Origin of the sequence: Paenibacillus provencensis, from assembly GCF_042678545.1 — a bacterium.
GTDB classification, from domain to species: Bacteria; Bacillota; Bacilli; order Paenibacillales; family Paenibacillaceae; genus Paenibacillus; species Paenibacillus provencensis.
The window spans coordinates 12,141-26,211 of the sequence record NZ_JBHTKX010000004.1 but is presented as its reverse complement, the minus strand read 5'-3'; the positions used below and the strand labels follow the sequence as shown (position 1 = coordinate 26,211).

13 protein-coding genes and 1 pseudogene are annotated in these 14,071 nt (G+C 43.2%); 12 read left to right on the top strand and 2 right to left on the bottom strand.

What is annotated here, in order from left to right; genetic code table 11:
• Positions 1–17 precede the first annotated feature (17 nt).
• The 7 genes from ACFQ3J_RS20655 to ACFQ3J_RS20625 all read left to right on the top strand — a co-directional run bounded on the left by ACFQ3J_RS20655 (position 18) and on the right by ACFQ3J_RS20625 (position 7,073).
• Positions 18–656 (top strand): CadD family cadmium resistance transporter, encoded by a 639-nt coding sequence (locus ACFQ3J_RS20655; RefSeq protein WP_379293793.1) that lies wholly within the window; start codon positions 18–20, stop codon positions 654–656.
• Between the two features lie 40 nt (positions 657–696).
• Positions 697–2,106, top strand: coding sequence for a dihydrolipoyl dehydrogenase (gene lpdA / locus ACFQ3J_RS20650; RefSeq protein WP_379293791.1), 1,410 nt, complete (start codon positions 697–699; stop codon positions 2,104–2,106).
• Between the two features lie 77 nt (positions 2,107–2,183).
• The gene (locus ACFQ3J_RS20645; protein ID WP_379293789.1) at positions 2,184–2,555 is read left to right on the top strand and encodes an ArsR/SmtB family transcription factor; all 372 of its coding nucleotides are present in this window, start codon (positions 2,184–2,186) and stop codon (positions 2,553–2,555) included.
• Positions 2,556–2,584: 29 nt separating this feature from the next.
• Positions 2,585–4,738: a heavy metal translocating P-type ATPase gene (locus tag ACFQ3J_RS20640; RefSeq protein WP_379293787.1), complete on the top strand. Its 2,154-nt coding sequence runs from the start codon at positions 2,585–2,587 to the stop codon at positions 4,736–4,738.
• A gap of 346 nt (positions 4,739–5,084) precedes the next feature.
• Positions 5,085–5,273 carry a hypothetical protein gene (locus ACFQ3J_RS20635; protein ID WP_379293785.1) on the top strand — a complete coding sequence of 63 codons (189 nt, stop codon included), beginning with the start codon at positions 5,085–5,087 and terminating at the stop codon, positions 5,271–5,273.
• A 587-nt stretch (positions 5,274–5,860) separates the two neighbouring features.
• Positions 5,861–6,325: a signal peptidase II gene (gene lspA, locus ACFQ3J_RS20630; RefSeq protein WP_379293783.1), complete on the top strand. Its 465-nt coding sequence runs from the start codon at positions 5,861–5,863 to the stop codon at positions 6,323–6,325.
• 34 nt (positions 6,326–6,359) lie between these two features.
• A complete protein-coding gene (locus ACFQ3J_RS20625) occupies positions 6,360–7,073 on the top strand; it encodes a cytochrome c biogenesis CcdA family protein (RefSeq protein WP_379293781.1) in 714 nt (237 codons plus the stop codon).
• Between the two features lie 97 nt (positions 7,074–7,170).
• Here ACFQ3J_RS20625 and ACFQ3J_RS20620 read toward each other — a convergent pair.
• Positions 7,171–7,614: pseudogene (locus ACFQ3J_RS20620) on the bottom strand (ATP-binding protein).
• 113 nt (positions 7,615–7,727) lie between these two features.
• Positions 7,728–8,987, bottom strand: a complete 1,260-nt coding sequence (locus ACFQ3J_RS20615) for a cytochrome P450 (protein WP_379293998.1) — start codon at positions 8,985–8,987, stop codon at positions 7,728–7,730.
• 672 nt (positions 8,988–9,659) lie between these two features.
• Here ACFQ3J_RS20615 and ACFQ3J_RS20610 point away from each other — a divergent pair.
• The 5 genes from ACFQ3J_RS20610 to ACFQ3J_RS20590 all read left to right on the top strand — a co-directional run bounded on the left by ACFQ3J_RS20610 (position 9,660) and on the right by ACFQ3J_RS20590 (position 14,036).
• On the top strand, positions 9,660–9,920 hold the full coding sequence (locus tag ACFQ3J_RS20610; protein WP_379293779.1) for a hypothetical protein: 261 nt from the start codon (positions 9,660–9,662) through the stop codon (positions 9,918–9,920).
• Positions 9,920–10,912 carry an MFS transporter gene (locus ACFQ3J_RS20605; protein WP_379293777.1) on the top strand — a complete coding sequence of 331 codons (993 nt, stop codon included), beginning with the start codon at positions 9,920–9,922 and terminating at the stop codon, positions 10,910–10,912. Before ACFQ3J_RS20610 ends, ACFQ3J_RS20605 begins: the two co-directional genes overlap by 1 nt.
• Before the next feature lie 24 nt (positions 10,913–10,936).
• Positions 10,937–11,986, top strand: a complete 1,050-nt coding sequence (locus ACFQ3J_RS20600; protein ID WP_379293775.1) for a flavin-containing monooxygenase — start codon at positions 10,937–10,939, stop codon at positions 11,984–11,986.
• Between the two features lie 136 nt (positions 11,987–12,122).
• Positions 12,123–12,572 carry a MarR family winged helix-turn-helix transcriptional regulator gene (locus ACFQ3J_RS20595; protein ID WP_205054971.1) on the top strand — a complete coding sequence of 150 codons (450 nt, stop codon included), beginning with the start codon at positions 12,123–12,125 and terminating at the stop codon, positions 12,570–12,572.
• Between the two features lie 69 nt (positions 12,573–12,641).
• Positions 12,642–14,036 carry an NAD(P)-binding domain-containing protein gene (locus tag ACFQ3J_RS20590; protein ID WP_379293773.1) on the top strand — a complete coding sequence of 465 codons (1,395 nt, stop codon included), beginning with the start codon at positions 12,642–12,644 and terminating at the stop codon, positions 14,034–14,036.
• The last annotated feature ends 35 nt before the right edge of the window (positions 14,037–14,071 follow it).

The following is a 14,071-nucleotide window of genomic DNA, read 5'->3' as shown; positions in this document are numbered from 1 at the left end:
GGATGGAGCAAATCGCAATGTCACTAACACTAATTCTTTCCGCTATTGGCACGTTCATCGTGACAAACGTTGACGACATTTTTGTGCTCATGATCTTTTTCGCACAGATTGAGAAAGCACGGCACACACAAGTTGTTCTAGGACAATATCTTGGGTTCGGATTGCTCGTTATATTGAGCCTATTAGGGGCATTCGGTTTTACATTTTTGCCACCCGAATGGGCCGGTTTTCTCGGGCTGATACCAATTTATCTCGGTATCCGAATGTTCCTCAAAAAGGAGGAAGAAGATGAGGCAGAGGAAGCGCTTGAGAAATTGGGCGATCTAAAGTCACAACAATCAAACAATCGTTTGTTTGGACCACTAACTGGTAAAGTCGCTGCGATTACCTTTGCCAACGGGGGGGATAACCTGGGTATATACATCCCGTATTTTACGACCCAGGGGAATGCGTCACTTTTATCCATTGCGATTGTGTTCCTTTTGATGGTAGCGGTATGGTGTTTCCTGGCATATCGGCTGGCAAGCTTCCCGGCCATTCTAAAGATTCTGGAAAAGTACGGAAGCGTCATTGTTCCACTGGTGTTTATCGCATTGGGCATTTCGATCATGCTGCATGGTGATTCATTTGCGTATCTCATAAGGCTGTTTGGATAACGTTCACGAAAATCGAAGGGAAGAACTGGAGGGAAACACAATGGTAGTAGGTGACGCAAGCATGCACACTCAGTTGTTGGTAATCGGCGGTGGTTCTGGGGGTTACGTTGCAGCTATACGAGCCGCGCAGCTCGGCAAGAAAGTATTGCTGGTGGAAAAATCGGAACTCGGAGGTGTATGTCTCAATTGCGGCTGCGTGCCTTCCAAAGCACTGATATCTGCAGCGCATCGTTATGAACAAATGCTGGAAAGCGGCATATCCGGCTTAAAAGCGAAAGGCGTTGACATTGATTTTTCACAGATTCAACAGTGGAAACAGTCGAAAGTGGTGAATCGCCTCAAAACGGGTATTCAATCCTTACTCAAAAAGCATGAAATCTCGGTCTTCAAAGGAGAGGCGCTGTTCATAAATGATCGGGAAGCCCGTCTCTATAATGAACAAGAATCGCTCCGATACCAATTTGACGATTGTATCGTTGCTGTCGGATCGCGCCCAATTGAATTAAAAGCATTCCCGTATGGAAATCGAATTTTGTCCTCCACGGAAGCACTCACCCTTACCGAAATTCCTGAGCGGATGGTCGTCATCGGCGGTGGTTATATCGGTATTGAGCTAGGCCAAATGTACGCGAAGTTTGGCACGAACGTAACCATTTTGGAAGGTTCACCGTCGATTCTACCCGGATTCGAGAGTGAAATTACCCGGATTGTCAAAAAAAATCTGGATTCCCTTGGCGTTACGGTACATACGAACGCCATGGCTCAATCCGCCCAACAGTCGGCTGATAAAATCACGGTTACCTTTACGGTAGATCAGACCGAACAACAAGTGATGGCCGATTATGTTCTTGTGACAGTAGGACGCCGACCCAATACTGATGGCGAACTCGGTCTTGACCGGATTGGGGTAAAAATTGGAGACCGGGGACTGGTCGAAGTCGATCAACAAGGGCGAACGTCAATTCCTCATATTTATGCGATTGGCGATATTATTCCTGGCCCTGCACTGGCGCATAAAGCTTCATATGAAGGAAAAGTGGTTGCTGAAGCCATAGCTGGGCTACCAAGTGCTTTCGACTATAAAGGGATTCCTGCGGTCGTGTTTTCCGATCCGGAAATTGCTTCCGTAGGACTTAGTGAACCTGAAGCCAAAGAGAATGGATATGACATCATGGTGGGTAAGTTTCCGTTTGCGGCAAATGCGCGTGCTCTCTCTTTGAGTGCGTCCGAGGGATTCGTCAAACTGGTAGGCGATAAGAAAACAGGTTTGATCCTTGGCGGGCAAATTGTCGGCACAAACGCGTCCGACTTGATTCCGGAAATTGCCTTGGCGATTGAAATGGGAACGACCATGGAAGATTTAGCCCTCACGATTCACGCGCATCCGACTCTTGGAGAGTTGTCGGCTGAAGCGGCAGAAGTTGCCCTTGGCCATCCCATTCATATTTAGTTTTGATTGCCTTTGACAAACCAAAGACGCAAGCATAATATAATAATCAAATGAACATTAGATTGAGGTGAAGGAAATTGAAGAACCAAGATACATGTGAGATCTTTTGTTATGACGAGGATAAGGTCAATCGAGTCCGGGAAAAATTAAGCAAAAATGATTTTCAGGATATGGCGCAAATCTTTAAAGTGCTTGCAGACCATACGCGGCTAAAGGTTGCGTATGCCCTGTGCGATGAAGACGAGTTATGCGTCTGTGATGTGGCCAACATTATCGGCTCCAGTATGGCAGCAACGTCGCATCACCTTCGATTACTTCGTAACATGGGAATTGCGAATTATCGTAAAGAAGGAAAATTGGTGTTTTATTCACTGGAAGACGAGCAACTGAGGCAAATGATCCGTTTAGCCATTGAACACCAAGATCATAATACTTTGGTGACTAAATAACTAAAAATTGAGTGGAGGAGGTAATTACAGTGGCTCAACAAGAAGGATTTCAGGGAGAACAAAATATTTACCGCATTCAGGGATTTACCTGTGCGAACTGTGCGGGAAAGTTTGAGAATAATGTAAAGCAACTCCCCGGAGTCCAAGATGCAAAGGTGAATTTCGGCGCTTCAAAAATCGCCGTTTATGGGAGTGCTACGATCGAAGAACTCGAGAAAGCTGGTGCTTTCGAGAACCTCAAGGTGATGTCTGAGAAAACGGCACGGGAAGTGACGAAGGAAGTCAAAGAAGAGATAAAGGAACCTTTCTTCAAAAAGCACCAAACTTTACTGAACGCAACTTTATTATTGGTCTTTGGTTATCTATCGAATAACATTAACGGTGAAGAAAATATCGTCTCGATATTGCTGTTTGTGTCCTCCATGGTGATCGGCGGGTATTCTCTCTTTAAAATCGGTTTTAAAAATTTGATTCGCCTTGATTTTGATATGAAGACCCTGATGACAGTAGCCGTGATCGGCGGGGCAATAATTGGGGAATGGGCGGAAGTTGCAATTGTTGTCATTCTGTTTGCCATCAGTGAAGCGCTAGAGCGTTTCTCCATGGATCGGGCTAGGCAATCCATACGTTCTTTGATGGACATCGCTCCGAAAGAAGCCCTTGTGAAACGGAACGGTCAAGAAATGATGGTCCATGTCAATGATATAGCGGTCGGAGACATCATGATCGTCAAACCCGGCCAAAAAATCGCGATGGACGGCGTGGTGGTTAGCGGATACTCCGCCGTTAATCAAGCAGCCATCACCGGCGAATCGGTACCTGTTGAGAAAACGGTTGATGACGATGTATTTGCGGGAACTCTCAATGAAGAAGGCTTGCTGGAGGTAAAGGTAACCAAACTGGTCGAAGATACGACGATCTCGAAAATAATTCATCTTGTTGAGGAGGCGCAAGGCGAACGCGCGCCGTCCCAAGCTTTCGTTGAAAAGTTCGCGAAGTATTACACTCCGATCATCATGGTAATTGCCGCGTTGGTTGCTGTCATCCCGCCGCTGTTCCTCGGTGGAGAATGGGCAACGTGGATTTATCAAGGCCTTGCCGTTCTCGTTGTGGGTTGTCCTTGCGCACTGGTCATCTCGACGCCGATATCCATTGTTTCCGCGATCGGAAACGCGGCCAAGAAGGGCGTTCTGATTAAAGGCGGCGTTTATTTGGAGGAGATGGGTGCGTTAAAGGCCATTGCCTTTGATAAAACGGGCACCCTCACCAAGGGAGTTCCCGTTGTGACGGATTTTAACGTAATCAGCAAGCAAATGAATGAAAAGGAACTATTGTCCATCATTACGGCGTTGGAGTATCGCTCCCAGCATCCTCTCGCTTCAGCTATCATGAGAAAAGCAGAGGAGGAGAACATTTCTTATTCCGACGTAGTGGTTGATGATTTTTTCTCGATCACAGGTAAAGGCATTAAGGGTAGTGTAAACGGGACGACATACTATATCGGAAGTCCGAAGCTCTTTAAGGAAATGTTAGCCTCGAGTTCTAATCTTATCGAGCAAAACGTCACCGCCCTTCAAAATGAAGGCAAGACAGCGATGGTGATTGGAACGGATAAAGAAATGCTGGCCGTGATTGCGGTTGCGGATGAAGTGCGGGAATCGAGTAAGGAAGTCATCCAGAAGTTACACCAACTTGGCATTAAGAAAACCATCATGCTTACGGGCGATAACAAGGGGACGGCAAGTGCAATCGGCTCCCATGTCGGTGTTTCGGATGTTCAAGCCGAACTGCTGCCACAGGACAAGTTAGATTATATTAAACAGCTGAGATCCGAGTACGGGAACGTAGCTATGGTTGGCGATGGTGTGAATGATGCTCCCGCTTTAGCCGCATCAACTGTCGGGATCGCCATGGGTGGGGCCGGAACGGACACCGCTCTGGAAACCGCAGATGTTGCCTTAATGGGTGACGATTTAAGGAAACTTCCTTTTGCCATTAAACTGAGTCGCAAAGCGTTGAGTACGATTAAAACAAACATTACCTTTGCCCTAGCGATAAAATTTATTGCCTTACTGCTGGTTATCCCGGGTTGGTTGACGCTTTGGATTGCGATCCTATCAGATATGGGGGCAACGCTTCTGGTTGCGCTGTATGGCTTGCGACTTATGCGAGTCAGGGAATAAGATCCATTGCCCAGACACATTGAGGAGTCAGGGGAAACACCTCCTGGCTCTTTTGCTTTGAGTAAGGTGTAAAATGGACGAATTTATTGCAAACACAAGTACCTCAACAGTTCCTGGGTTGCATTCCAAATTCGTTAACAACAACACCGCACTACATTAGGGGTTCCTAAGATGATATCCGACCGACAACAGTCTGTGTTTGCGATTTGGATTAGTTTAATTAGCAACATTATCCTGACGATCGCAAAGTTCGCAATTGTTTTTTATTTAGCGGCCAGGTACTTAATTTGCGGATGGTGCACATAACGCTGGAGATGTATTCGCTACGGCAGCTGCGCTCGTTTCGATGATGATATCTAAAAAAGCACCGGATCTCGATCACCCCTATGGACACGGTAAAGCGGAAGTGATTGGGGCTGGCATTGTAGCAAGCGATTTTGATACTGGCTGCATTAAAGCTGCACTAATGCAACCACCTCACCAGGCGAACTTGCTTGTCCTTGGTGCGGCAGCGGTCTCTCTGGCCTGGAAGTAAATGGCTTTATGTGTATACCATGTGTAATCGGCAAGAAAATAAACAGCGGGGCTTTGATCGCAAACGGCATACGATCATTTAGCCGACGTGTACGCCTCGCTTGCTCCGGTGGTTGGTATTGTTCTCGCAATGACGGGTCACCGTACATCAGGATCCTGATGTACGGTGACCCGATCGCCGGGATGATCGTTGCTTATTTCGTACTCAGATTGGGTATTCATATGGGGCGTTCTTCGATAGATATTTAATGGAGAAAAACGTCGATGAAGTAAAGATGAAACAGCTAACGGAATTAGTTATCTCGGTGCCCCAGGTAGATCGATCGGATTCGGGTTTAACGTCATTGTCGATGTTAGAGTTGCGATTCCTGCTGATCTGAGTATAGCAGAAGGACATGATGTATGTGTCGCGTAACGTGAATTCCAGTATCCAAGCCAAATGAATGATGTAAGTGAAGTATTGGTTCATCGCAACCTTTGGTACAAGGAGTTAAAGAGAGCCTTGAAATAAAATAGTGGTTTGACAATGGGACCAAGTATAAAATAATATTTAAATTATTATTTGATTATCCAAGGGGGAGTGGTAGATTGCTTCGCTATTATGTTCTCGCCGTTTTAGCTTTAACAGCCGACCAATTGACGAAGTGGGCTGTGGTTACTTATATGAGTATAGGTCAATCGATTCCACTGATCCCGAACATTTTTCACCTGACTTCTCACCGAAATCGGGGGGCTGCATTTGGAATTTTGCAAAACCAAAGAATATTTTTCATCGTCGTGACGATTGCAGTGGTAATCGGGATTCTTGTTTATTTGCGGAAAGTTTATGTTGAGCACAAACTACTTTCCGTAGGGTTATCTTTTGTTCTGGGCGGGGCCATGGGCAATTTTGTCGACAGAGCCTTTAAAGGTGAAGTAGTCGATATGCTGCATTTCCGTCTCATTAATTATCCGATCTTCAATGTAGCCGATTGCTTCATAGTAGTAGGTTGTGCACTCATTTTTCTTCATACGTTGCGTCAATCCAACCAGGAGAAGAAGGTAGAAGTTTAATAGCAAGAAATGCTTCAACATAGAGGAGGTCACAGTGAACACCACGGATATTACCTTTTGGCTTGCGTTCGGTGCCGGTTTTTTGTCTTTCATCTCCCCCTGCTGCTTGCCGTTATATCCTTCATTCGTATCTTACATTACCGGGGTATCCGTTAAGGATTTGACGGAGAAGAAGGGAGTTCTTCATCGTTCGGCGCTTGTTCACACTCTCTTTTTTATTATCGGATTCTCAGTAATCTTTCTCGCGCTAGGTCTCTCTGCTAGCTGGATCGGTGGATTATTTTCGGATTATCAAGACCTAATCAGGCAATTAGGAGCTGTCATCGTAATATTAATGGGTCTCATCATGTTAAATATATTTCAACCTCGGTTATTAATGAAAGAGTTTCGATTCGAGATGAAGAAAAAACCGACGGGCTATCTGGGTTCAGTTCTTGTCGGAACCGTATATGCAGCGGGTTGGACACCTTGCATTGGACCGATACTCTCCGCAGTGTTTGCACTCGGTGTTACCAATCCGAATCAAGCTTTAGGGTATGTTATAGCCTATACCTTTGGATTTAGTATTCCGTTCTTTGTTATGGCGTTCTTTATAGGTAAAGTTAAATGGGTTCTGAAATATTCATCTCAAATGATGAAGATTGGCGGAGCATTAATGGTCGTCACAGGTGTCTTGCTATACACGGACCAAATGACCCAAATCACGATTTGGCTAATACGATTGTACGGTGGATTTACAGGTTTTTAAAATCAGTAACATGAAAAAAGTTAGGCTAATAATATCAACTGAACATCTGATGCCACCTGTCGACCGGGATCTGGCTAGCCAGGCATGTGGAATGCACTCATACGCGGTCATCCAATATGTCGAGGAGTTCGCGGCTTTCAGCAGCGGCTAGCGGCGCCAGTCCCCAATCGTCGAGGATCAGCAAATCGACTTTGGTCAATTGGGTGCCAGCTTCCCATACGTACCGTCTCCCTTCGCCATGACAATGCCCTGAAACAGGCGGAAAAGACGGATATAGTGCACGCGAAAACCTTGACGGCTAGCGGCGGTGGCTAGGGGCACACACAAGGAACGTCTTGCCGACGCCCGTCGGACTGGAGATCAGTAGGTTATGTTGGGCGACTAGCCATTGTCCCGTAAGCAATTGGCGTACGAGAGGGCGATCCAGTCCTCTTGTGGCAATGCTCGTAATCAAATTTTTACATTCATTCCCGCAAGCTGTGCCAACGTCGGCGCAAATCAGGCTAACTCCTTTGCCATTGCTTGCGCAACAAAAGCACATTCACCTATAAGATGCTCCTCTGTTTAGGTGTAGTGTTCTCGACAAACACCATTCTCCCAAAGATTCCGAGCCCTTTTCACGTATTCAAAGATCGATATTTTTGAAATTCAGGATTATATCCTTCGTTTAACATTTTTGATCACAAATTTACTATTGGGAATGCTTGGTATGCTGACCATACTGAAACTTAAATCTTGGTCTGGCACTTCATAATTCATTCGACTCGCTAGGTAATAAAGACTTACTTTCATGACTTCAATGGTGACCCATTCACCGGCACAGCGATGTCCCATGAAGTAATCGCCACCACCCTGAGGAATGAAGCTAAAGGGGCTTCCTTCCCATTCGGCAAACCGATCCGGACTGAACACATCAGGATTGTCCCAAATCATAGAATCATGGTTAGTGCCATAAAGATCTAGAAAAGTTAATGTTCCTTTTTCAAATTTATAATTGTGCCATATGAAATCTTTTTTTACTATTGCCCCGACAAACGGAAAAAACGGATAAAAGCGGCGCACTTCCTGTACAAACATCTGAGCATATTTTTCGTCGCCGGATTGAAGCTTCTCCCTTTCTTCCTGATAATGATGCACTGCCAGTGCTGTGAAATTGATGAATATAGCGATCGCCACAATCGGTCTCAAGATATTGATGACTTCCACAGCAGCGGTTTCGGTATCCAAAAGATTCCCTTCCAGATCGCGATGCCAGGCAAACACATGTAATGCAGTATCTTCAGGGGGATTCAATATCCTATCACGAACCGCATTAATGAGTTCTCCGATCGACTTTTCTACCTGATTTCGTGCATTTCTCCCTAGCCAATGTTTTGGGCCAATTGCAGCCGGCGACTCGAACATTGCGGCCAAATCTTTGGTCAGCTTCTTCGCTTCGTCTTCTTGTACCGGTACACCTGCCCACTGGCAGGCTGTCCTGCACATTATTTCTTGTGCTTCTTCATAAAGAACAATTTCATCCATCTGTTCCCATCTATCTAACGCCACCTCCCACTGTTTTTTTGTAATGTCGGTCAGTTTTTTGAGTCCGTCAGGAGACATGATCGACATAAACATTTGTTTTCGATGCGTATGGGCCTGTCCATCTAACGCCTGAACACCATTCTTGCCTAACAATGTTTGCACCACACGATTTGGTGTTGCATCTTTCCTTTTAAATTTCTCAGTGTCATAAAAAATTTCAGCAGCTTCCTTTCCTCCCAAGCAGATCGCTCTTTTTCCAAATAATCGGGTCTCGAATACATCAGAATTAAAACTGTGACGTCTGTTCATAATGTACATATATCCTTCTCTCGCAAGGCTCAAAGTATGGTCTATTCCTTCTTCTCGAGGCATTTGATTTGTATTTGACATATTCTCTTCATCTCTTTTCATTAGTAATGGTCTTATTCTTTGTAACCTTTTACTGATTTATTCCTAAAACACTGAAATCTATACATGGATAGTTGGAAAAGGATTTGACTTTTTAATTTGACTTATTAATTGCGGGCTTCCCCGGCTTAATGTACGAAATCTATTTTGGTTAGGCTTGATCCCAAGTAAAGATGAAAAGTCGAGTTCTTTGAGCACGGCTTCTCTTAAGTTAAAATTTCCATTTATACTTATGCAGGTGTTAGCTACGCTGGTCTTAACCCTATTTCTAAGTCCCCGTAGGATAAGCCTCCTTAGTCTACAACTATATATTCATGGAACATTTGACTGGGTTTTTCTTCGCTATATTTACGGTTTAAAAATTACATTAATTACATCCACTTTGCGGGTGGTGTCAGCTTCGCTGGTACTACCCCTAAATGGTGTGTATCCAGCTGGTTTATTTATTTGATGAAGTTATGTAGTTTATATTTGTAAAGTGCAAGTAAAAAACATTCATAATTTGTTGTAAAATCTTATATTCAGTTAAAAATAGAGGATATATTTATGTATTCGAAAATAATTTACTTGCAAATAACAAATTTTAAGGGTATAAAGAAGATGTTTCATATAACCATTTTTTGAGAAGCGATAGCAGAGGAGTGTGCAGAAACGTTGCTAATTGAAAGGAAGAGGAGTCAACCACTTAATACACCACAAGTTGAAAATAATCTGAGAATTATCGCAATAATTACAGCAATTTGTTTGTTTGGTGATGCAATGCTTTACGCAGTATTACCTGTGTATAGCAAAGATTTTGGACTAACTGCTTTATGGCAGGTAGGGCTTCTACTATCTATTAATCGTTTTATTCGATTCCAATTCATCCGCTCATTGGCTGGTTCTATACCCGGTATTCCATTAAAAGTGGATTAATGATTGCAGCTATACTCACAGTAATTACTACTTTTTCCTATGGATATTTTCAAGGTTTTGGCTTTTTGCTCGTAGCAAGATGTATTTGGGGAATTGCTTGGTCATTTATCAGACAAGCCGGTCAACTTTCGATCGTTGAAGCTGTTACCGTAAGCAGCCAGCCGGGTAAGCTTACTGGACTGTTTAATGGGATCTCAGGCTGTGGGGCTGTGGTCGGTATGGTGTTCGGCTCTTTTTTGTCAGAAAATTTCGGTGTTTCATCTGTACTTATGGGATTCGGATTATTTGCTTTGATCTCGATCCCATTATTGTTCTTTATTCGTAAGCCACGCAGTAGTGAAATGACAAAAAAAGAATTAACACAATCAGACCAACGAGCAATGTTAAAAATAGATTCAAGACTCCTCATCATTCTTTTTGCTGGATTCAGCGTTTCCCTCCTATTTCAAGGTTATATGAAATCCACTTTAAGTTATTGGATTGAACTACAAGACTTTTCAACGATAGCTTTATTAAGCTCTATCGGAGCAGCTACGATTACCGGCATTCTGCTTGCATGTAAATGGTTTTCAGATCCGATCTTAGGTTATTGGGCAGGTAAACTTAGCGATAAATCTAAATCAAGGGTAGTTTGGTTGACAATAAGCTTTTTAGCCGGAGGAATCATGTTTGTCATTTTGGGATTGAACGTCGATACCTTAGCTTGGTTACTTACTTTGATCGCCCTACTTCTTGTTTCATCTATTGTGACGACCCTTACAGATGCAGACGCTGCTCAGTACGCTTCTACATCCTCCAATCCCCATCATGTCGTATCGTTTTACTCCATGATTGTGGATGTGGGAGCAGCGTTAGGCCCTTTTTTGGGATTTACCTTACTCTCCGTATTCGGAGATACGATTATTAACACTGTAGCCGCAATGCTTTTATGGGTGTGTAGCGTGTTTTTATTTTATAATCATCGGCGGAAACGCTTGTATCAAGTCTCATAATGATAACGTGAAGGGGGAAGCAGAATGGAAATTTGGCATACGATTGTTATTGGCGGCGGCCAGGCAGGCTTAGCATCGGGATACTACTTAAAAAAGAGTGGACGTTCTTTTTTGATTTTAGAAGCTGGGGAGCAGGCTGCAGGATCGTGGCCTTATTATTATGACAGCCTTAAGTTATTTTCACCGGCTAAGTACTCATCATTACCGGGTCTTCCTATGGCATCTCCTGGGGATCGTTATCCACTTCGAGATGAAGTGATAGCGTATTTAAATGAATATGCGAGATTCTTTGAGATTCCTCTGGTTTTTCATACCCGAGTTGTTGAGGTGCTCCGGAATAATACAGGTGTTTTTGAAATTCATACTTCTTCAGGTAAAACGTACTTATCCCGAACCCTTATTTGTGCTACCGGATCGTTTAACAATCCCTATATTCCCAAAGTATCCGGAGAGCAAATTTACAAAGGGGCTATAACTCATTCTGCATTTTATAGATCCCCTGAAATATACAAAGATCAAAGGGTAGTTGTTGTGGGGAGAGGGAATTCAGCTGTACAAATTAGCATGGAATTAGCGGAAGTAGCATATGCTACACTCGCAGTAAGAGAACCTGTATCTCTTGTGCCGCAGCGTATTTTAGGTCGAGATATTCATGATTGGTTTAAATGGTTTGGTATCGATTCCGTTTGGCCCATCGGTAAAAAGTTAGCTCTTAATTCATCTGTAATGGATCTAGATCATTATCGACAGCGATTAAAGGAAGGAAAACCACAACAAAGACCGATGTTCAACGCCTTTTATGAAGAAGGAGTGGTTTGGGAAAATGGTGAGAAAGAGAAGATAGATCAGGTCATATTTGCAACGGGTTATCGATCAAACTATGAATATCTAAAAAGGCTAGATGCTTTAAGCATGAATGAAGAAGCGCTACAAGTGAAAGGTGTAAGTACTGCTGTAGAAGGACTTTATTATGTGGGAATACCTGGACAGAGGTCTTTTTCATCTGCTACGCTTCGTGGTGTTGGACCCGATGCTCGATATGTTATCGATCATGCTAAAAGAATTTTAAACTAAGATGGTTATCTAAATAAGAAATCTAAATCTATTTAGGCTTGTTGGTCGGAAATTACAGTAAAAATGAAGGACTTTAAATCATATACTTGCATAATGCAAATATATGTAGTATAACTGAAACAAGAGGTGAGCTTAGATGGAAGAAAGTCCGAGAGAACTACTACAAGTGACTGCACGCCGATTCGGCCTTTTGAATAAGAATTGTTGTAGTGTAGGGACTAATGATATATCAATGATCCAAAGTCATATACTTTATGAAATTGATCGACAGCATGAGCCATCTATGCAGCAGATCGCGGATACGCTTGGCATGGATATAACCACATTTAGCCGTCAGGTACAAACGTTGATAAAAAAGAATTTAGTCAAGAAAACAACACTTCCAGAGGATCGTAGAGTATATATTCTACATCTAACGACAGAAGGAAAATTCGTGGCTACGACGATCGATGAGAATATGAACAGTTACTTAAATGAGGTTTTCTCTTTTATGAATGAGTTTGAGCGAGAAACGGTTCTCCGATCGATTAAGTTGTTAAATGAAAGTATGCTTAAATCAGACAAATGCTGTACTCCTATGGGGTGATCTTCAAGGTCACCCTATATAATCAGTATATACTTGCAAAATACAAATAAAAAAAGTGAGGTATGGGAAATGAAGGAAATTCAATTTAAACAAGTTCAGAACAGTTGTTGTGCACCTGAAACTAACAAAGAGTTAGTTAAACCAGACAGTAACCAGTCCACTGATCTTCCTGTGGCCATCATTGGTGCCGGTCCTATCGGACTTGCTGCAGCTGCACACCTTATTGAAAGAGGAGAACGTATTATCATCTTTGAGTCGGGATCTGAGGTAGGAAGTCATATTAAGGAGTGGGGGCATGTGCAGGTATTTTCCCCTTGGCAATATAACATCGACAAAGCAGCGGCTAGATTACTCGAGAAAACGGATTGGAAACGACCAAATGATGATGATTTACCTACAGGTAAAGAGCTTTTGGAGCAGTACCTATATCCTCTATCCCGATTGCCTGAAATAGAGTCCAACTTAAAGCGAAATGCAAAAGTAACAGCAGTCAGCAGAAAAGATACGGATAAAATGAAAAGCTTAGGGCGTGAAAGCCAGCCATTCATTGTTTTCGTGGAGGAAAACCAATTAACAACCCTTTATGAGGCAAAAGCAGTTATCGATGCAACGGGCACTTGGGGGAAAGCGAATCCTATCCATAGCAGTGGGATTTGGACGAAAGAAGAAGGAGATCTTAAAGAACATATTTATTATGGTATTCCTGACATTAGAAACAGAGATGGAGAACGATTCAATGGAAAGAAAGTGGCGGTAATTGGAGGAGGACATTCGGCAATCAATTCAATGCTGGAACTGTCTGAAGACCCGAATACAGAAATCTTTTGGATCATGCGGAAGAGTAAAGTAGGAAATGCGTATGGTGGAGAAGACAATGACCAATTGAAGGCTAGAGGAGCACTCGGAATTCGAATTCATCGACTTGTAGATCAAGATAGAATAAAGGTCTTTACACCATTGCGTATTCATCAGTTGAAACAAGTGGATGGTAAAATCAACATTATCGGCATAAGTTTTGGTGAAGAAAAGCAGGTTGAGGGCATAGATGAAATTGTTGTGAACACAGGAAGTCGTCCTGATTTCTCGTTCATCAGCGAGCTCAGGCTCAGCATCGATCAAACTACCGAGAGTGTAGAAACTCTAGCCCCACTTATTGATCCTAATGTACACAGCTGCGGAACGGTTCGTCCACACGGCGAAAAAGAACTTCGGCATTTGGAAAAGAATTTTTATATGGTGGGCATGAAGAGCTACGGCCGAGCTCCAACCTTTCTTATGGCAACAGGCTATGAGCAGGTGAGATCCATTGCTGCATATCTGGCAGGGGATTACGAAGGAGCCGAAAAAGTGGAGTTGGAATTACCAGAGACGGGTGTTTGCAGTATAAATAATGTATCCGATCAAGTTGAGGAGAGCTGCTGTTCTACTTCACCTGCTACTAAAGCGTCTTCATGCTGTAGCTAAGCTAGTGAAACTCAAATATATAAAATAATTTAGAA

Excerpts from the sequence above, each read along its gene's own strand:
- ACFQ3J_RS20600 (WP_379293775.1), top strand. The coding sequence starts at position 10,937 with ATGGAAATTTGGCATACGATTGTTATTGGCGGCGGCCAGGCAGGCTTA.
- ACFQ3J_RS20595 (WP_205054971.1), top strand. The coding sequence starts at position 12,123 with ATGGAAGAAAGTCCGAGAGAACTACTACAAGTGACTGCACGCCGATTC.
- ACFQ3J_RS20590 (WP_379293773.1), top strand. The coding sequence starts at position 12,642 with ATGAAGGAAATTCAATTTAAACAAGTTCAGAACAGTTGTTGTGCACCT.
- lpdA (WP_379293791.1), top strand. The coding sequence starts at position 697 with ATGGTAGTAGGTGACGCAAGCATGCACACTCAGTTGTTGGTAATCGGC.
- ACFQ3J_RS20655 (WP_379293793.1), top strand. The coding sequence starts at position 18 with ATGTCACTAACACTAATTCTTTCCGCTATTGGCACGTTCATCGTGACA.
- ACFQ3J_RS20635 (WP_379293785.1), top strand. The coding sequence starts at position 5,085 with ATGATGATATCTAAAAAAGCACCGGATCTCGATCACCCCTATGGACAC.
- ACFQ3J_RS20605 (WP_379293777.1), top strand. The coding sequence starts at position 9,920 with ATGATTGCAGCTATACTCACAGTAATTACTACTTTTTCCTATGGATAT.
- ACFQ3J_RS20615 (WP_379293998.1), bottom strand. The coding sequence starts at position 8,987 with ATGTCAAATACAAATCAAATGCCTCGAGAAGAAGGAATAGACCATACT.